The organism is Corynebacterium limaceinasi, assembly GCF_046717465.1.
In the GTDB taxonomy this organism is placed as follows: Bacteria; Actinomycetota; Actinomycetes; order Mycobacteriales; family Mycobacteriaceae; genus Corynebacterium.
The window spans coordinates 1,766,700-1,784,299 of the sequence record NZ_CP177100.1 but is presented as its reverse complement, the minus strand read 5'-3'; the positions used below and the strand labels follow the sequence as shown (position 1 = coordinate 1,784,299).

The window sequence follows — 17,600 nt, the reverse complement described above, 5'->3', positions numbered from 1 at the left end:
ACAAGTTAGAGAAAGGATCTTTGGTTATGTCATTTCAGCTGCAGCTCGATGTGGACTCCGCCACGGTTGGAGAATTGGCCGCGTTGCTTTCTGCCGCTCGCGCGGCTGGGGTCCGTGATGATGACGTCCTAGAATTAGATGGCACCACCTTGACCATCGCGGTCTCGGCCCCGCAGACGGGCGCGTCCCGCGCCGGGCAGAACGTCGATGCGCCGCAGCGCGCAGACGACTTCGAACGCGAGGGCAGTGCGGACTCCCGCTCCCGCGGGCGCGGCGACCGCATTGGGGAGGCCACGATCCGCTCGCTTATCGATATCTTGAATGAACGCGGCACTGGCAATTCCTCGCGCGGTAATGGATACGGATTCTTCGGGGGAAGTTCGGATTACCATGGCTAAATCACCGGGGGCCCACCGCAGAAAGCTTATCTACCTCTGGGGCTGTATCGCCGTGGCGGCCATAATCGCCGTCGTCGTTGGCACGTGGGCAACCAACCGCCATCACCCGCCTAAAGGGACGATGACCGTGGGCGATGCCGTAGCCGGGGGCGTGGTGCAGGAAGAAGCGCCCGCCCAGGTTAATGGTGCAGTGGGAGGCGATGCGTCTTCAGAGGCCAATCGCGTGATGTCGCTGGCGAAGGCGTTGGGTATTCCGTTGGAATCGGTGCCGCGCGATATTACCCAGAATAAATCCGGAAAGTCTGATGTCCGGCAGTATCTAGAGCGCGAGTTAAAGAGCGCCGTGGCCTCTGGTGAGCTGGATGAAGACGATGAAAAGGCCATCATCGGTGCCTTTGAAAAGGGGATTGTCATCCCAGCCAGCGATGGCATCGTGGCTGAAAGCGCCCCGGCTAATTAGGTCAGTACCAGTCTCTGCTTAGCCCCCGACTCGTGCTTCGGCTGGGGCAGCCGCTTGAGCGCCTTCCAGTCGAGGAATGCCCAAGAAGTTTCAGGAAACCGGCAGACTGGGGGCATGGCTTTAACAGCTCGTCTCCCTAGAGTTATCCCATAACGAAACGGTAACGAAGCAAGCTGAGCGTTACCGAGGGACTGGAGGAGACGATGACAATCAAGAATAAGTTATCCACAACCGCGGCGGTGGCCGCAGCCATAGTCTTTCCTATTAGCGGGGGATTAGGTATTGCCTTTGCGGTAAACGCGGTTCCAGCAGAGACCATAGCCCAAGCAGCAACCGGGGACCCATTACTCCTGCACCTCAAGTCCGCATTCGATCTAGCAACTGCAATAGCGCGGCGATGACGTGAATACCCCATCCGCGCACCGCCGCAGCTGCTAAAGTGCCAGGCATGTTGGTTGATGCCGTTCGCCTGAAATCCATGCCGCGGGATTATCGCCGTAGCCTGCCTGTCTTTGATTACCTGGCAGATTTAAGGCGCTTTTCCTTTACCCGCCCGGTGACGATTTTCGTCGGTGATAACGGCATAGGAAAATCCAGCCTGCTGGCCGCCATGGCAACGGATCTTGGGTGTTCTCCCAAGGGCGGCCGGATGGGGGATCCGGAAGCAATCTTGCCGTTAAGCCCGGTGGTCTGCGAGGGCACGGGACTCATTCAGCGGGCCTATTTTTTGCGCGCGGAAACCCATGAATACCTCCTTTCGCGCGAGCAATCCCCCGAGGAATCCGGCGGGCGTTCCATCCTGCCCTCCCAGGTGGACGTGCAGGCCCGCTCGCACGGCGAGTCCGTTTTCGATGTGCTCTATGAGCGCGTCGATGGCGCGGGGGTATATATCTTTGACGAACCAGAATCGGGCTTATCCGTTGTCCGGCAACTGGCGCTGATCGCTGAAATCGCCCAAGCCGTTGACCGCGGTGCACAGGTATTTATCGCCACGCATTCACCGATCTTGCTGGGCTGCCCCAATGCCGATATCGTGGAATTAAATGACACCGGCTTCCAGCGCATTTCCTTTGATGAGGCCGAAGCCGTGGCAGCGACCAAGGAGTTCCTCGCGGATCCAGAGGGAACCATCAACTTTATCTTGGATCCAAAGGCAGAAGAAGCGGAAGAAGAGACGGAAGCCACGGAGATAGCGGCTGTCGATGAGGCCGAAAGGACCGAATAAGCAGCGTTAGGTTACCTCCACGATCCTCACGGAGGGCCCCGCGTAGCCACCGCGTCGGCGCAGGATGTGGGTGATGACGACTCCGACCATGCCGCACAACCATACGGCCAAGACAGCGAGGGAGGCGGAGGTGAAATCGGGCATGGAGTAATTGGGGGCATCGGCAGAGTGGTCCAATACCATGCCGAATAATTGCGCGCCCAACATGCCGGAGGTAAACCCGCCCATATTGCCCAAGCCGGTTGCGGTAGCGACGACAGAGCGGTCCATGTTCTCGCGGACGATGTCGAAGCCATAATTCGACGTCGGCGTGCACAGCGCCAGGATGAAGGAGACCGCGGTGATGGCAGCGAGGCCCCCGCCGGTGCCGAAGGCGAAGAATAGCACCCAAGTCAGCACGTGCAGGCTGACGAACCCGAGCGCGACCCAGGGGCGGATATTCTGCGCGCGGGAAGAAATCCGGCCGTGCAGGGGCCCGACCAGAACCAAAAACACGGCCAAGAGGGTCAGTACGAGGCTGGCCTTGCCCTTGGACAACTCCATGCCTTGGGTCATCATGGGCATGCCCCACAGCATGACAAAGACAATCAGCGGCAACATGCCGCTGTAGTGGATAAAGTATGCCTGCCAGGCAATAGGCGAGGTAAAGACCGCCTTCAAGCGCGCACCGATGCTGCTGCCCTGGGAGTTTGGTGGTTCCTTCTCCAGCGGAATAACCCCGAGCTTTTCTGGGGAGTCAGCGACCGCGACTGCGGCGGCAATGGCGACGAGGATGCCCACTGCACCCAAGGTCACGAATGCCGCGGTCCATCCGGCTGTTCCTAGTAACCAGAGGAACGGGACGGCGGAAATGAATTGACCCATCTGGCCAATGGAGGAGGTCACCTGGGTAAACATCGGTGTGCGGTGCAGCGGGAACCAGTAGGGCAGGATGCGCATTACCGATAAGAATCCCGTGGCATCGCCGGCGCCGATGAGCACGCGCGCGAAGATGGCTACCCCGTAATTGCTGGTAAAGCCGAGTATGACCTGGCCGACGCCCATAATGACCGCGCCCACGACGAGCAGGATGCGGGGGCCAAATTTATCGATCAGCATGCCGGTGGGGATTTGTGCGATGGCATAGACGCCCAATTGCACGGAGGTAAATACCGCGATGCGCCCGGCATCGACGCCGAAGCGCTCGATGGCATCGAGGCCGGCTACGCCGAAGGAAGACCGCCCGGTAATGGCTACGAGATAGACCGCCATGGCCGCGACCCAAATCATTAACGCCTGGGTTGTGATAACTTCTCTTGGATTTGGCTGCGACATGGCTGATACCTTACGCGTTAACTACTAGGATTCATCTTGTGAAGTATATTTCGACCCGTGATACCACCGGCCAGCCCGCATCCTTTACGGATATCCTCTTAGGAGGGCTAGCGCCCGATGGTGGCCTATACCTGCCTGAAACCTACCCGCAACTGGACTCCGCCACGCTGGATACGTGGCGCACAGTGGTCAAAACTGACGGCTATGCCGCCCTTGCGGCTGAGGTAATCAAGCTGTTTATCGATGATATTCCAGAGGAAGATCTGGATAAAATCGCCGCCCGAGCATATACCAGCCCGAAGTTTGCCTCCCCTGAGATCGTCCCGGTCACTGAGCTTGGCGATGACCTCTTTATAGGCCACCTTTCCGAGGGCCCCACCGCTGCATTTAAAGACATGGCCATGCAGCTTTTGGGCGAGCTTTTTGAATACGAGCTCGCCCGCCGCGGGGAGACGCTGAATATTTTGGGCGCTACCTCTGGCGATACCGGCTCTTCTGCTGAGTACGCCATGCGCGGGCGCGATGGCATCCGCGTTTTCATGTTGACTCCGGCTGGGCGCATGACCGCCTTCCAACAGGCGCAAATGTTCGGCTTGGATGATCCGAATATTTTCAATATCGCCCTCGATGGTGTCTTTGATGATTGCCAGGACGTGGTAAAGGCCGTCTCCAGCGATGCGGAATTTAAAGCCAACTACCGCATCGGTGCGGTCAACTCCATTAACTGGGCCCGCCTGTTGGCCCAAGTGGTTTACTATATTTCCTGCTGGATCAAGGTCACCGATAATAACGAACAAAAGGTATCCTTTAGCGTTCCCACCGGTAACTTTGGCGATATCTGCGCCGGGCATATCGCCCGCAGCATGGGCCTTCCCATCGATCGCCTCATCGTGGCGACGAACGAGAATAACGTATTGGATGAGTTCTTCCGCACCGGCAACTACCGCCCGCGTCCGGCCGCGGAAACCATGGCCACCTCGTCGCCGTCTATGGATATTTCCCGCGCCTCCAACTTCGAGCGCTTCGCCTTTGATCTTTTAGGCCGCGATGTCACCCGCGTTGCGGATCTCTTTGGCACCAAGGTCAAAGAAGGCGGGTTTAACCTTGAAGAAGATCTCATTACGGCCGCGCGTGAAGACTACGGTTTCTTGTCCGGTTCCTCCACCCATGAAGACCGCCTCGCCACCATCAAGGACGTGAACGAGCGTTATGGTTACCTGGCGGATCCGCACACGGCCGATGGCATCAAGGTGGCGCGTGCGGCCCAAAAAGAGGGCGTGACGACGCCTATCGTCTGCTTGGAGACGGCACTGCCGGTAAAGTTCAGCGAAACCATCACCGAGGCCATCGGGAGCGCGCCGCAGCCACCGGAGCGGTTTGCTGACATCTTGAACGCGGAGCGCCACGTGGCGGATCTGCCCAACGATGCCGCAGCGGTCAAGGACTTTATTACCTCGAGCATCAAGAACACGGAGGTGTAGCAAACACATGGCATTAGAAAACTTCGCAGGGCCGGAGCACTATACCGAATTCGATCCGGAAAAATTCATCCGCGACTTAAAAGCACAAGCAGAGGCGGATAAGGAAGAACAGGACAAGGACTCTGCAGGTGACGCGGGTACGGATAGCCAGTAGTCTGCTGGCAGCAGCAGGGCTGTTTATGGTGGCATCGTGTAGCACCGATGCCACCCAGCAGCAGGATGGGGTGGTTGCGCAATCCACCGACACGCCACCGCCGGCGCCGCCGAACGAGTTTTATGAGCCCGCGGTGGTGCCGGTGCCCCCAGGCGCCGCGCTGAACTTAACCACGAGCGACCCACAGCCGGGCGAGTACTTTAACTTCCAGTCCTGCACGGCGGCGTGGTCCTTCGCGCTTGCCGATGGCCGCACCATCGCCGTGACGGCCTCCCATTGCGGCAAACCTGGCGATAAGGTCTGGGCCGGAACCCAAGAGGGCGATTTTGTATACCCAGCCGATCCGGTAGGCGAGGTGATCTATTCGGATTTCTTTGCCGAGGAGACTAATCACTTGGACGTTGCCTTCATCGAGCTGTACCGCGACGCGGACTACTACACCCCAGGCGAGGTAGCCACCACCGTAGCGACGCAGCTGGACAAGCTGCCGGATGCGGTATGCAAGCTGGGCAGTTCCACCATTGTGACCTGTGGGAACGTGAAAAACGCGGTGGATTCCACACAACTAAATTACCAGGGTCTAGAACATGATTCCAATGCGGCCCTGGCGGAGATGTGCAGCGCGGTCGGGGATTCCGGCGGGCCCGTCTACGGCGATGTAGACGGCCGGCAGACCATCGTGGGGCTGGTCTCTGGAATCACCGAGCCCTTGGACGAGGGGCATAGCTGTGAAGACACGCAACAAAACATCGACGTGGCCTTTACCACCGCACCGGATATCCAGGAACTGGCGCTGAAGGTCCTCGGCCCCGTGGCATAAGACCAGCCAAGATTGGCTACGCTAGGTGGTATGCCAACGCCTGATTATATTGTGAAGCTGCGTGAATCTATCGGCCACGATCAGCTCTTCGTCCCCGCGTGCAGCGCCATCATTCTCCGCGATGTACCAACCGGTGCGGCCCTGTGGGAGGTGCCGTCCGTACTTCTGGTCAAGCGCGCGGATAATGCCGTGTGGACCCCTGTGGAAGGCATTTGTGAGCCTGGCGAGGAGATTACGACCACCGCCTTGCGCGAGGTCAAGGAAGAGGTAGGCCTCGATGCCAAGGTGGAAGCGCTCCTTGGCGTTGGCCAGTCCGGCCCAGTGACCTATCCTAATGGCGATGAATGCATGTTCATGGGCACCGCGCTGCGCCTATCTGTCGCCGACGGCGCTGAGCCCGTCATTAGCGATGAAGAAAACACCGAAGCGCAGTGGTTCTCGGTGGCCCACCTTCCGGATAGCTTGTCGCGCCGCCATCGCCTGATGGTCGCGGATGCCGTGGCGCACCTCAAGCACCCGCAGGGGTTTTCTCCCCGCATGGGCTGGATGAAGCGCAGCGAGCAGCCCGGGCTCTAGCGCGTTTCCTCCGCGCCGATGAGTAGTTGCTTGAGCTCATCCGCGCTCTTCGCTACGACCAGCTCTTGAGCGATACATTTTTGAGCCTCCGCCGCGTCTTTATCGGATCCGCAGCAGATGACCGTGGCACCGATAGTCATCAGCAGCTTTCCCCGCCGCGCGAGCTCAAAAAATAGCTCGCAATCTTCTGGACCCCATTCCCAGGCGGTGCCATAGAAATCCTGGGCGCCATCGCCAAGCCAGGAGGTTTCAAGAACCAGGCCTGCTCGGCACAAAAAGACCCCGTCGCGCCGCAGACCGGCGAGCACTTCCCTCACCCCGGTAAGGTCCGCAGCATCCCAGGCGATGAAGGTAATAGGCGAAGAGCTCATAGCCCGATGATAGACGAGGAAAGACACCTCCTAGTGAGTCAGTTCTTTGCGCGTGCGGCCCTCCCAGAGCCAGCCTAAGAAACGCGCCGAGCACAGGCACCAGTGCGCGATAAGGAGCAGGGGAATGCTCAGCGCGATAACGTCAAGCCATTCTGAACCATTGACCAATGCTGTCTGGTGCCCGCCCATGCTCACGGTGCCAGGCGGGAAGGTGCAGGCCCACCACGCAGGGGAGTAGGGAACCCAGCGGGCTGCTTGCGGATAGAAAGTCACCATCGCATAAAGCGATAGCGGGATGGCAATAGCAAGGGCAATAAGACCGTAGTACACGGAGATACTGCCGGGGTAGAGGATCTGCATTGCGGTGGTAGATTGCCCAACCACGCCTAGCGGCACCCACGCGGTGGCGGATTTACCACCACTAAAATCCACCGTGCCGTGCCAGGCCGCCCAGTAGACGTAGGCAAATACCGGGACTGCCGTCAGCAAGGACATGGCGAAGAGCGCGGTGCCCATGATGTGGTAAATCTGCCCATAATCGCGGGCCAGCCACCCGGCTACCGATGCCGAAATCATCGGCCCTACTAAGGGAAGGCCCCAGGTAAAACGCGGCTCTCCATCGAAGCGGGTGAGCTGAATGCCCCACGTGATAACGGTGACGGGGCCACCGATCCAAAAGCCGACGAGGCGGAATACTCCAATGCCCGTCAACCCGGATAGTGCCGCCCCAAGCGCGAGGACGCCGATGAAAAACATGGACCATTCCGCCATGGTGGTCCGCTCAAACCGCGGACTGCGGTAGAGGGCGTAACCGGCAGTCAGCACGACGAAGATGGCGCATGCGAGTGCCGCAAATACACCTGCGGCAACGAGCATGTCTTCTTCAACCAACATGCGCGAGACGATGGAGGTGCCCATGAGGCTGCCGGCCCAGGCAGGACCAGGAGGGGGAAGTTGGCGGAATTTATCAGTCACTACCTAGATTCTAATTTCATCTAGAGCTTCTTACTTAGACTGAGCCGCTTTTAATTTGGTGAAAACCCTCATGCGTGCGCTGGAGAGCGTCCATCCTCAAAGTGGGCAGCGATTATGGCGAAGCTCTCGGATATACCTAGCAGTGCCACCGCAAGCAAAAGAAAGCAGCCACCTAAGCATTGGTTAGGTGGCTGCTTTGTAGAAAATGCAAGCTGAGAACTTGCAGTGACGGCTTAGCAGTCGAAGTAGAGCTCGAACTCCTGCGGGGTGGGACGCAGGCGCGCGGGGTTGATCTCGTTTTCGTACTTGTAGTTGATGTAGGTCTCGAGGAGATCCTCGGTAAAGACATCGCCCTCGGTCAGGAAGTCCATGTCTTCCTTCAGCGCCTCCAGGGAAGCCTCCAGGGAGGTTGGTGCCTGCGGGATGGACTCAGCCTCTGCTGGCGGCAGCTCGTAGAGGTCCTTATCCACCGGGGCGTGCGGCTCAATGCGGTTCTTCACACCATCCACACCGGCCATCATCATGGCGGCAAAGGCCAGGTATGGGTTGCTGGATGGGTCCGGGGCGCGGAACTCGATGCGCTTAGCCTTCGGGTTGGAACCGGTAATCGGGATGCGGATCGCAGCCGAACGGTTGCGCTGGGAGTACACCAGGTTGATCGGCGCCTCGAAGCCAGGAACCAGGCGGTGGTAGGAGTTCAGCGTTGGGTTGGTAAAGGCGAGCACGGCGCCGGCGTGGTGGAGGATGCCGCCGATGAAGTAGCGGGCGATATCGGAAAGCCCGGCGTAGCCAGCCTCATCGTGGAAGAGGGGCTCGCCGTCCTTCCACAAGGACATGTGGGCGTGCATGCCAGAACCATTATCGCCAGCCAGCGGCTTAGGCATGAAGGTCGCGGTCTTGCCCCACTCCTGGGCGGTGCGCTTGACCACGTACTTGAAGGTCTGGATGTCATCGCCGGCGTGCAGCAGCGAGTTGAAGCGATAGTTGATCTCGTTTTGGGCCGCGCCCACCTCATGGTGGAAACGCTCGATCTGGAAGCCGACCTCTTGCAGGTTGGCCACGATGTCATCGCGGACCTCGCTGTGCTTATCGTACGGCGGGGTGGGAAAGTAGCCGCCCTTTACGCGGGTCTTGTAACCGGTATTGGGGGTGCCGTCCAAGTTGGTCTCGTTATCGCGGTTCCACCAGCCTTCGTTCGAGTCCACCTCATAGAAACCGTGTTGCATATCGGTGCCATAGCGCACGGAATCGAAGAGGTAGAACTCGGCCTCGGCGCCAAAGTTACAGGTATCGGCGATGCCCGTGGACTGCAAGTATTCCTCGGCCTTGCGGGCAATATTGCGCGAGTCACGGGTAAAAGGCTCAAAGGTAAAGGGATCGTGGACGAAGAACTTGATATTCAGGGTCTTCGCCGAACGGAAGGGATCGATATGCGCGGTGGCCGGATCCGGCAGCAGCGTCATATCGGATTCTTCAATGGTGGTAAACCCACGAATGGAAGAACCATCAAAGGCCAAGCCATTTTCGGCATCTTCTTCAGTAAATTCGCTGGCAGGGATGGAAAAGTGGTGCTCGGTGCCGGGGACGTCCGTAAAGCGGACATCCACGAACTTTACGTCCTCATCCTGAATATATTGGACGATGTCCTGCACTGTCTCGAAAGACAAGATTGCCTCCTGTTTGTTGGCCGATGAATTATCTGCCTATAGCCTACTAGTTTTATCCACCCAGCATGGCCATTGGCCTCGTTTCACTTCTGGGTGAGGGGCAACTAAATTGGTGAGCATGGCAGACAAGCGCACGTGGCTCGACGGGCCCAATATTCCGGGCGAATATGACGATGCAGGAACCCCCAGCCGGTGGCCCGGTGAAAACTTGGGCTTGCCGGAATCCGGACCTGGGTCCATGGCGTCGGTAGGCCGCCGCGCAGGCGCCGTAGCCATTGACTGGATCATTTGCATGCTGCTGGCCAACGTCATCCACATGGTCACCACGCAGCTCGGCGGCGTGTCCTTTTTGGGCTATGCGCTCTGGGCATTAATGGGCATCGTATGTGGCTGGTTATTCGCACGCACCCCGGGCATGCTCATCCTTGGCATGGGCGTGGCCCGCTTGGATGTGCCTGGCGCGCAGGTGGGTTTCTGGCGCGCGGCAGTGCGCACGCTGCTTACCGGCGTCATCTTCCCAGCCGCCATGGTGGACGCGGACGGGCGCGGCATGCACGACCGGGCGACGGGCACCGTCGTTATCAATTCTTAGCGGCGCGCGGGGATAAGTCCCGCGCACCGTAAAACTACGAAAACCACGACAGTCCCTGCAACCTTTCCCAATCGGGCGGTTGCAGGGACTGTTTGTGTTGTAGAGCAAGGCGAGAGCCGAAAGCCTAGCCAAGGCGAGTGGCTAACGGTGCGTTTAGCCCTTGCCCTTGCGCTGTTGCGCGCGGCGCATGCGGCGGTTCATGCCGGACATGTTCTGCGCCTGCTGCGGCATTGGGCCCTTGGGCATGCCCGGCATCGTCCCAGGCATGGAGTCCATGGCCTCAATGCGGCGGATATTGTCGTAGGTGGCGTTCTTATTGTAGTTGCGAGGCAGCTTCATGAGGTGGTTGCGCAGCTTGGATACCGGCACCTCGTCTTCGCCGGTGCCGACGTAGACCTCATAGACCGGCACGCCGCCGGCAATCTTGTCCACGCGCTTTTTTAGCTGGTTAAGGGTGGGGCGAAGGCGGTTCTTATTGCCCTCGCACACGAAGATGACGCCCGCATTGCCGATGACCCGGTGGATTAGGTCCTGCTGGCGGGTGGCGGCGATGCCGGATTTTACGGACCATACAATGCCGACGGTATTGCGCAGCTGCTGCTCCAAGGCCCAACCGGCGGCGCCGGGTTGGTCTTCGACGCGCTTGTACATATCGCGTTCCAAGCGGCGGGTAAACAGGAACATCGCCAAAAGCGCGCCCAGGCCCAAGCCGATAATCAGCATGAACCACTGGCCATTAAAGAGCATGCCAATGAGGAAGAACAGAAGGCCGACGCCGAGGAAGGCGGCCAGCATGATAGGGATGAGGGCCTTATCCTGCTTGCGCTGCAAATTGAATGCCTGCCACAACTGTGACCAGGTTTGCTTACGCTTTTGGCGCTTAGCCGCGCGTTCTTGCTTCTTGGCAGCTTTCAGGGCTGCTTTGTCATCTTTCGCCATGGTTCCTACTTTAAAGGTCAGGTGGCATAAATGTTAAACGGCCCCCGCAGATGGCGAGGGCCGAGTAAGAATATTCCGCGGTTTAGCGCACGGTTGCCGCGACCGAATTAGCATTGGCCGGAGTCTTGGCCATGCGGGTGGTCACCGGGGTTTCTTTCGAGGGACCGTACTTATCCAGCAAGGTGGATGCCTCCTGGGCGGTAGCGCCCTGGGACGTTTCCTTCAGGTGCTGGAGGTTTTCCGGCAATTCCAAGCCGCGCTTTTCCATGGCCTGCACGTACAGGCGGCCGGCGCGGTAGGAGGAGCGAACCAACGGGCCGGACATGACGCCGCCGAAGCCCAGCTCCTTGGCCAGCTTGGAGTGGGCCACGAATTCCTCCGGGCGCACCCAGCGCTCGATGGGGTGGAAGCGCGGGCCGGGGCGCAGGTACTGGGTGATGGTGATGATGTCACAGCCAGCCTCGCGCAGGTCGCGCAATGCTTCCTCAACCTCGTCCTCGGTCTCGCCCATGCCCAAAATCAGGTTGGACTTGGTAATAAGGCCGTAGTCGTGGGCCTGGCGGATGACATCGAGGGAGCGCTCGTAGCGGAAGGCCGGGCGGATGCGCTTGAAAATGCGCGGCACGGTCTCCAGGTTGTGGGCGAAGACCTCCGGTTGTGCCTCAAAGACCTCTTCGAGCAGGTCCGGCTTGCCAGAGAAATCCGGGGTGAGGTTCTCCACGCCGGTGTGTGGGTTGAGCTCGTGGATCTTGCGCACGATCTCCGCATACAGCCACGCGCCCTCATCCGGGAGGTCATCGCGGGTTACACCGGTAATGGTGGTGTAGTTGAGGTCCATTTCCTGGATGTTTTCGGCCACGCGGCGCGGCTCGTCGCGGTCGAGCGGCTCCGGCTTGCCGGTAGCAATATCGCAGAAGTCGCAACGACGGGTGCACTTATCGCCGCCGATGAGGAAGGTTGCCTCGCGGGATTCCCAGCATTCGTGGATATTCGGACAACCGGCTTCTTGGCAGACGGTGTGCAGGGAGGCGCCGGCCACGCGGGACTTCATGTCCTCATAGCCCGGTCCGGTGCGTACCTGGTTGCGGATCCACCGCGGCTTTTGTTCGATGGGCGACTCCGCATTTTTCTTCTCAATGCGGAGCATCTTGCGTCCTTCAGGCTTTACAGTCACAAATACTCACTTTATCGATCAAAGATGGTGATGGCTAATAGCTCTTCTAGCTTCAAGGCGCGCGGGCACACAACTATTCCACGCTAGCCCCAAACTAGGGCCACGGGGCTTAAGCCTGCGCTTGCCGACGCCGCTCCCGCGCCTTCTCATTCGCAATCTTTGTGGGATCGGGTGCGGAACCGAAACTGTGATCGGCGACGATGAGGCGGCCGGAGAGGGCATCATCAAGCGCCCGTAATAGCGGCTGTGAGGCTTCTTCCATCGTGACCTCGCGGCCGAGTTCCAGCGAAAGCGTGGTGATATCAGCATCATCGATGCCACAGGCCACGATGTGGTCGTAGTACTCCAGCGTATTGCTGCAGTTAAGCGCTAGGCCGTGCATGGTCACCCCGCGGGTGATGCGGATCCCCAGCGCGGCAATCTTGCGATCGCGCTGCGAGGCGGAAGGATCTTTGGCCTGGGTGGTAGAGGGAACCCATACCCCAGAGCGACCATCGATGCGGCCTGCGGTAGTCACGCCCAGCTCGCGCACCGCCTGGATGGTGGCCTCCTCGAGGCGGCGGACATAATCGACGACATCGACAGGCTCCGCCAGCTTGATGATGGGGTAGAGCACCAACTGCCCTTCCCCGTGCCAGGTGATGCGCCCGCCGCGGTCCACGGTGATAACCGGCAGATCGTTATCCGGCATATCCTCCGGCTGCGTGCGCTTGCCCGCAGTATAGATATTGGGGTGTTCGACCACTAAGACCACATCGTCCTGCGTGCCCTGCGCGCGCGCCGCCGCCACCTCCGCCTGATAATCCCACGCCTCTTGGTAATCCATGCGGCCCAAGTGGCGTATTTCAAGGGGATTGTCCGAGGCGCGAATGGAGCGTTCAGCGGGAAAGAAAGGATCGCGTGGTGCAGTCATAATCTCTAGTGTCGTCTTCTTTGGTAGGGAAAAGCAAAGCGAGGAAAAGCAAAGCGGGAGAATGCCATGGCATCCTCCCGCCTATTTTTCTGTTCGAGTGGGTCGAACGAACCGTCTTTTAGTCCAGGCCGTTCGCGGAGGCGTATTCGTCAGCCTCCATGAGCTCGCCTGCTTCATCCACCTCGACCTCGAAGAGCCAGCCTTCACCGAAGGGATCGTTGTTGATGACGGCGTAGTCATCGTGCACGGCATCGTTGACGGCCTTCACGGTGCCGGTGACCGGGGAGAACAGGTCAGATACGGACTTGGTGGATTCGACCTCGCCACAGGAATCGCCGGCGGTGATGGTATCGCCAACCTCAGGCAGCTCTGCGAAGACGACCTCACCCAGGCGGTCTGCGGCCACGGAGGTGATACCGATGCGAACGGTCTTGCCTTCTACGGCGTCCTTGGCGGCGTTTACCCATTCGTGGTCTTCGGAGTAGGAAAAGTCTTGGGGCAGGTTAGACATAGTATGTAGTCCTTTCGGGCTGAATATTTAGGGTGTGCGGATGGTTTACTTATCGCGCTTGTAGAACGGCAACGCGGTTACCTCAAAAGGATAACGCTTGCCGCGGATTTCTACCTCGACTGCGGTGCCCGGTTCGAGATCCGCGCTGGTATCGAGCAGCGCGATCGCCACCGGGTGGCCGAGCGTGGGGGAGGGCTGGCCAGAGGTGACGGTGCCGACCTTGGTGTCATTGAGGAAAACCTCGGCGCCGGCGCGCGCGGCGCGGCGCTGATCCGAGGTGAGCCCGGAGATAACGACCTGTGGGCCCTCCTCGGCGCGCTTGCGGATGACCTCTGCGCCGACGAAGTCCGCTTCCTTCTTAGCAAAGGCGCGCGACATGCCCGCCTCTACCGGGGTGATATCGCGGGAGAGCTCGTTGCCGTAGAGCGGCATGCCAGCCTCCAATCGCAGCGAATCGCGCGCGGCTAGGCCGCACGGCTTGATGTCATATTCCGCGCCCGCCTTGAGCAATTCTTCCCACAGCTGCGGGGCATCGGAGTTATAGACGATGAGCTCGAAGCCGTCCTCACCGGTATAACCGGTGCGCGCGATGATGGCGAAGGTGCGCGCCACCTTGCCCATCGTGGCGGCGTAGTAGCCCAGCTCGTAGACGGTGTCTTGCTTATTGTCCTCTACCAGCGGGACGAGGATTTCCGCGGCCTTGGGGCCCTGCACGGCGATCATGGCGACGTCGCGGGACTCGTTTTTGAGCTCAACGTCAAAACCCTCGGCACGCTTATTGAGCTCGTCCCAGACGGTATCGGCATTGCCAGCATTGGGCACAACGAGGAACTTTTTCTCCTCGAAGCGATAGGAAATCAGGTCATCGATGATACCGCCGTCTTCAGCGGTGATCATGGAGTACTTGGCCTTGCCCACCTTCAGCGAATCTAGATTAGAGATGAAGGAGTAGGACAAGAACTTGCCGGCATCGGGTCCATTGACCCAGATTTCTCCCATATGGGAGAGATCAAACAGGCCGGCGCTGGTGCGAACGGCGCGGTGTTCTTCCAGTTCGCTGTTGTACTTCAGCGGCATATTCCACGGCCCAAAGGCCGTGAAGGTAGCGCCGAGTTCCTCGTGCTTGGCATTGAGCGGGGAGGTTAGAAGTTCGGTCATTGTTACTCCTCGGAATCGTCGATCTCGAATGCTTCTGGCGGCGGGCAGCTGCACACCAGGTTGCGGTCACCGTAAGCCTCATCGAGGCGGCGAACCGGTGGGAAATACTTGTAGCTATGCAATAGGGACTTGACTGGCCACGCGGCCTTGTCGCGGCCGAAGGAGTACTCCCAGTTATCGGTTGCTACCGACTCAGCCGTAAACGGTGCGTGGTGGATAACGGAGTCCTCGTAGGCCACCTCACCGTCGATGATCTCCTGGATTTCGGCGCGGATGGTGCGCATGGCTTCGACGAAGCGATCCAGCTCGCCCTTGTCTTCAGACTCGGTGGGCTCAATCATCAAGGTGCCGGCCACAGGGAAGGCCAGGGTGGGGGCGTGGAAGCCGAAGTCGATGAGGCGCTTGGCCACATCGGCGGCGGTGACCCCGGAGGCATCGGTAAGCTCGCGCAAATCGATGATGCACTCGTGCGCCACCAAGCCCTCGTTGCCGGTGTAGAGGACGGGGAAGTACTCGTTGAGCGAGGCTGCCAGGTAGTTAGCGCCCAATACGGCGTGGCCGGATGCGGCGGCAAGGCCCTCGGCGCCAGTCATGGCCAGGTAGGCCCACGAAATGGGAAGGACGCCGGCGGAGCCGTACTTGCTACCGGTAATGGGAACGCCCTGGCTCACCGGGGTTTCCGCGGTGGCGTCCAGCTCAGGGGATGCGGCATCGCTGGGCAGGAACGGGATGAGGTGCTCTGCCACCGCTACCGGGCCAACGCCCGGGCCGCCGCCACCGTGGGGAATGGTGAAGGTCTTGTGCAGGTTGAGGTGGGAGACATCGCCGCCGAAATCGCCCGGGCGTGCCCAGCCGGTCAGCGCGTTCATGTTGGCACCATCGATGTAGACTTGGCCGCCGACCGCGTGCACCTTATCGCAGACATCGCGCACCTCGGGGTCGAAGACGCCGTGGGTGGAGGGGTAGGTGACCATGATGCCGGCGATGTGGTTGCCGTGCTTTTCGATCTTTTCTTCCAGGTCCGCGACGTCAATGGAGCCGTCCTCGGCGGTCTTGACTACGGCGACGCGCAGGTTTGCGAGGGTCGCAGAGGCAGCGTTGGTGCCGTGCGCGGAGGCCGGGATGAGCACGACATCGCGCTCATTATCGCCATTGGCCACGTGGTAGCGGCGGATGGCCAGCAAGCCCGCCAACTCGCCCTGGGAGCCGGCATTGGGCTGGATGGAGACCTTGGCATAGCCGGTAAGCTCGGCGAGCCAGCCTTCGATTTCTTCCACCAGTGCGCGCCAGCCCGTCGTGGTTTCTTCCGGGGCATATGGGTGGATGCCGGCAAATTCTGGCCAGGAGATGGGCTCCATAGCCGCGGTGGGGTTGAGCTTCATGGTGCACGAACCCAGCGGAATCATGGAGCGGTCCAGCGCCAAGTCCTTGTCCGCGAGCTTGCGCAGGTAGCGCAGCATCTGGGTCTCAGAATGGATGGAGTGGAAAATCTCGTGCTCCAGCGGTTCCTCGGCGCGCTGCAGATTCTCCGGCAGGTCAAAGTTCGCTTCAGCCGGGCTGGCGCCGAAGGCCTCTGCCAGGTGCGCGACATCGCGCTGCGTGGCGGATTCACCGAAGGATACGGATACCTTGTCGGTGCCAATTGCGCGCACCAAGTAGCCCGCATCCTGCAGTTCGGCCTTGATCTTCTGCGCGTCGACACCGCTAACGGTGACGGTATCGAAGAAGCTCTGCGATGTAACCTCCAGGCCAGCATCCACGATGGACTGGGCGAAGGAGGAGGCCAAGCCGTGCACGCGCTCGGCGATGTCCTTCAGGCCCTTTGGCCCGTGGTAGACGGCGTACATCGAGGCGACATTGGCCAAAAGGGCCTGGGCAGTACAGATATTGGAGGTCGCGCGCTCGCGGCGGATGTGCTGCTCGCGGGTCTGCAGCGCCAAGCGGTAGGCCGGGCGGCCATCGGCATCCTTGGAGACGCCGACGATGCGGCCCGGCATCTGGCGCTTGAGCTTATCCGTTACCGCCATGTAGGCAGCGTGTGGGCCGCCGAAGAAGAGGGGCACACCAAAGCGCTGGGACGAGCCCAAGACGATATCGGCACCCAAGTTTCCGGGGCCTTCCAGAAGCAGCAGGGACAGCGGGTCAGTGACCACGGAGGCCAGCGCGCCGCGGGTGTGCAGCTCTTCAATCAGGGCAGAGGGATCTAAAATCTCGCCTTCGGTGCCGGTGTAGGCGATGACAGCACCGATGAGGTCTTCGCCCACCAAGCCCTCGCGCACGTCCACGATCTCTACTTCGAGGTCAATGGCGCGGGCGCGCTCAGCGGCAACGGTAAGCACCTGCGGGTGGAGGCGGGAGTCCAGCACGACGCGGCGGCCCTTCTTTACCGCGCGCGACATCAAACCGACCGCCTCGGCGGTGGCGGAAGCCTCATCCAATAAGGAAGCATTCGCGATGGGCAGCCCCGTCAAAGACTCGATCATGGTCTGGAAGTTGAGCAAGGCCTCCAAGCGGCCCTGGGAAATCTCGGGCTGGTAGGGGGTATACGCGGTATACCAGCCGGCATCCTCAAGCAGGCCGCGGCGGATGACGGCCGGGGTCAGGGTGTCCGAGTAGCCCTGGCCATAGAAGGGCTTCAGTACAGTGTTTTGGTTGGCGAACTCCCGCAAAGCGGCCTGTGCCCCGTCTTCAGAGAGCGCTTCTGGCAGGTGGGGAAGTTCCTTAGCGCGGATCTTGGGTGGAATGGCGGCATCGACAAGCGCTTGCACGCTGTCGTAGCCCACAGTCCCGAGCATGGCGGACTGCTCGGCAGAATCCGGCCCTAGGTGGCGGGAGATGTAATCCATCTGTGAGGTCTCCTTCATCGGGTGCA

18 protein-coding genes are annotated in these 17,600 nt (G+C 60.1%); 8 read left to right on the top strand and 10 right to left on the bottom strand.

Translation table 11 applies throughout. The annotated features are described in order from the left end of the window. Positions 1-26: 26 nt before the first annotated feature. The 3 genes from ACLI1Q_RS08665 (at position 27) to ACLI1Q_RS08655 (ending at position 2,083) form a co-directional block, all read left to right on the top strand. Positions 27-398, top strand: coding sequence for a hypothetical protein (locus ACLI1Q_RS08665; protein ID WP_239269724.1), 372 nt, complete (start codon positions 27-29; stop codon positions 396-398). After that, the gene (locus ACLI1Q_RS08660; protein ID WP_034659092.1) at positions 391-858 is read left to right on the top strand and encodes a hypothetical protein; all 468 of its coding nucleotides are present in this window, start codon (positions 391-393) and stop codon (positions 856-858) included. Before ACLI1Q_RS08665 ends, ACLI1Q_RS08660 begins: the two co-directional genes overlap by 8 nt. A gap of 448 nt (positions 859-1,306) precedes the next feature. Continuing rightward, positions 1,307-2,083: an AAA family ATPase gene (locus ACLI1Q_RS08655; RefSeq protein ID WP_239269725.1), complete on the top strand. Its 777-nt coding sequence runs from the start codon at positions 1,307-1,309 to the stop codon at positions 2,081-2,083. 6 nt (positions 2,084-2,089) lie between these two features. On the opposite strand, the gene ACLI1Q_RS08650 is transcribed toward ACLI1Q_RS08655, so the two are convergent. Beyond that, entirely contained in the window at positions 2,090-3,397 is a 1,308-nt protein-coding gene (locus ACLI1Q_RS08650; protein WP_239269726.1) for an MFS transporter, read from the bottom strand. Positions 3,398-3,435: 38 nt separating this feature from the next. Here ACLI1Q_RS08650 and thrC point away from each other — a divergent pair, with 38 nt between their 5' ends. Genes thrC through ACLI1Q_RS08630 form a run of 4 tightly spaced genes read left to right on the top strand, consistent with a single transcriptional unit; the run spans position 3,436 to position 6,428 of the window. After that, the gene (gene thrC / locus ACLI1Q_RS08645) at positions 3,436-4,878 is read left to right on the top strand and encodes a threonine synthase (protein WP_239269727.1); all 1,443 of its coding nucleotides are present in this window, start codon (positions 3,436-3,438) and stop codon (positions 4,876-4,878) included. Between the two features lie 7 nt (positions 4,879-4,885). Then, positions 4,886-5,032 carry a hypothetical protein gene (locus tag ACLI1Q_RS08640; RefSeq protein WP_005278279.1) on the top strand — a complete coding sequence of 49 codons (147 nt, stop codon included), beginning with the start codon at positions 4,886-4,888 and terminating at the stop codon, positions 5,030-5,032. Between the two features lie 25 nt (positions 5,033-5,057). Next, positions 5,058-5,852 (top strand): trypsin-like serine protease, encoded by a 795-nt coding sequence (locus ACLI1Q_RS08635; RefSeq protein ID WP_284849667.1) that lies wholly within the window; start codon positions 5,058-5,060, stop codon positions 5,850-5,852. 30 nt (positions 5,853-5,882) lie between these two features. Then, entirely contained in the window at positions 5,883-6,428 is a 546-nt protein-coding gene (locus ACLI1Q_RS08630) for an NUDIX hydrolase (protein ID WP_239269729.1), read from the top strand. On the opposite strand, the gene ACLI1Q_RS08625 is transcribed toward ACLI1Q_RS08630, so the two are convergent. The 3 genes from ACLI1Q_RS08625 to glnA all read right to left on the bottom strand — a co-directional run bounded on the left by ACLI1Q_RS08625 (position 6,425) and on the right by glnA (position 9,441). Further along, complete coding sequence (locus tag ACLI1Q_RS08625) at positions 6,425-6,799, bottom strand: hypothetical protein (protein ID WP_239269730.1); 375 nt, start codon at positions 6,797-6,799, stop codon at positions 6,425-6,427. The genes ACLI1Q_RS08630 and ACLI1Q_RS08625 overlap by 4 nt on opposite strands. A 30-nt stretch (positions 6,800-6,829) precedes the next feature. Continuing rightward, positions 6,830-7,774 (bottom strand): hypothetical protein, encoded by a 945-nt coding sequence (locus ACLI1Q_RS08620; RefSeq protein WP_239269731.1) that lies wholly within the window; start codon positions 7,772-7,774, stop codon positions 6,830-6,832. A gap of 233 nt (positions 7,775-8,007) precedes the next feature. Continuing rightward, positions 8,008-9,441: a type I glutamate--ammonia ligase gene (glnA, locus tag ACLI1Q_RS08615; RefSeq protein ID WP_239269732.1), complete on the bottom strand. Its 1,434-nt coding sequence runs from the start codon at positions 9,439-9,441 to the stop codon at positions 8,008-8,010. A gap of 118 nt (positions 9,442-9,559) precedes the next feature. Between glnA and ACLI1Q_RS08610 the strand changes: the two genes are divergently transcribed. After that, on the top strand, positions 9,560-10,033 hold the full coding sequence (locus ACLI1Q_RS08610; protein ID WP_239269733.1) for an RDD family protein: 474 nt from the start codon (positions 9,560-9,562) through the stop codon (positions 10,031-10,033). A gap of 153 nt (positions 10,034-10,186) precedes the next feature. Here the strand turns inward: ACLI1Q_RS08610 and ACLI1Q_RS08605 are convergent, their stop codons facing one another. The 6 genes from ACLI1Q_RS08605 to gcvP form a co-directional block, all read right to left on the bottom strand. Beyond that, positions 10,187-10,972: a DUF4191 domain-containing protein gene (locus ACLI1Q_RS08605; RefSeq protein WP_284772035.1), complete on the bottom strand. Its 786-nt coding sequence runs from the start codon at positions 10,970-10,972 to the stop codon at positions 10,187-10,189. An 82-nt stretch (positions 10,973-11,054) separates the two neighbouring features. After that, positions 11,055-12,119, bottom strand: a complete 1,065-nt coding sequence (gene lipA, locus ACLI1Q_RS08600; RefSeq protein WP_005278301.1) for a lipoyl synthase — start codon at positions 12,117-12,119, stop codon at positions 11,055-11,057. Between the two features lie 136 nt (positions 12,120-12,255). Then, complete coding sequence (lipB, locus tag ACLI1Q_RS08595) at positions 12,256-13,059, bottom strand: lipoyl(octanoyl) transferase LipB (protein ID WP_239269735.1); 804 nt, start codon at positions 13,057-13,059, stop codon at positions 12,256-12,258. Between the two features lie 118 nt (positions 13,060-13,177). Further along, entirely contained in the window at positions 13,178-13,570 is a 393-nt protein-coding gene (gene gcvH, locus ACLI1Q_RS08590) for a glycine cleavage system protein GcvH (RefSeq protein ID WP_239269736.1), read from the bottom strand. A gap of 45 nt (positions 13,571-13,615) precedes the next feature. Beyond that, positions 13,616-14,728 carry a glycine cleavage system aminomethyltransferase GcvT gene (gene gcvT, locus ACLI1Q_RS08585; protein WP_239269737.1) on the bottom strand — a complete coding sequence of 371 codons (1,113 nt, stop codon included), beginning with the start codon at positions 14,726-14,728 and terminating at the stop codon, positions 13,616-13,618. Positions 14,729-14,730: 2 nt separating this feature from the next. After that, positions 14,731-17,574, bottom strand: a complete 2,844-nt coding sequence (gcvP, locus tag ACLI1Q_RS08580; protein ID WP_239269738.1) for an aminomethyl-transferring glycine dehydrogenase — start codon at positions 17,572-17,574, stop codon at positions 14,731-14,733. Positions 17,575-17,600 lie beyond the last annotated feature (26 nt).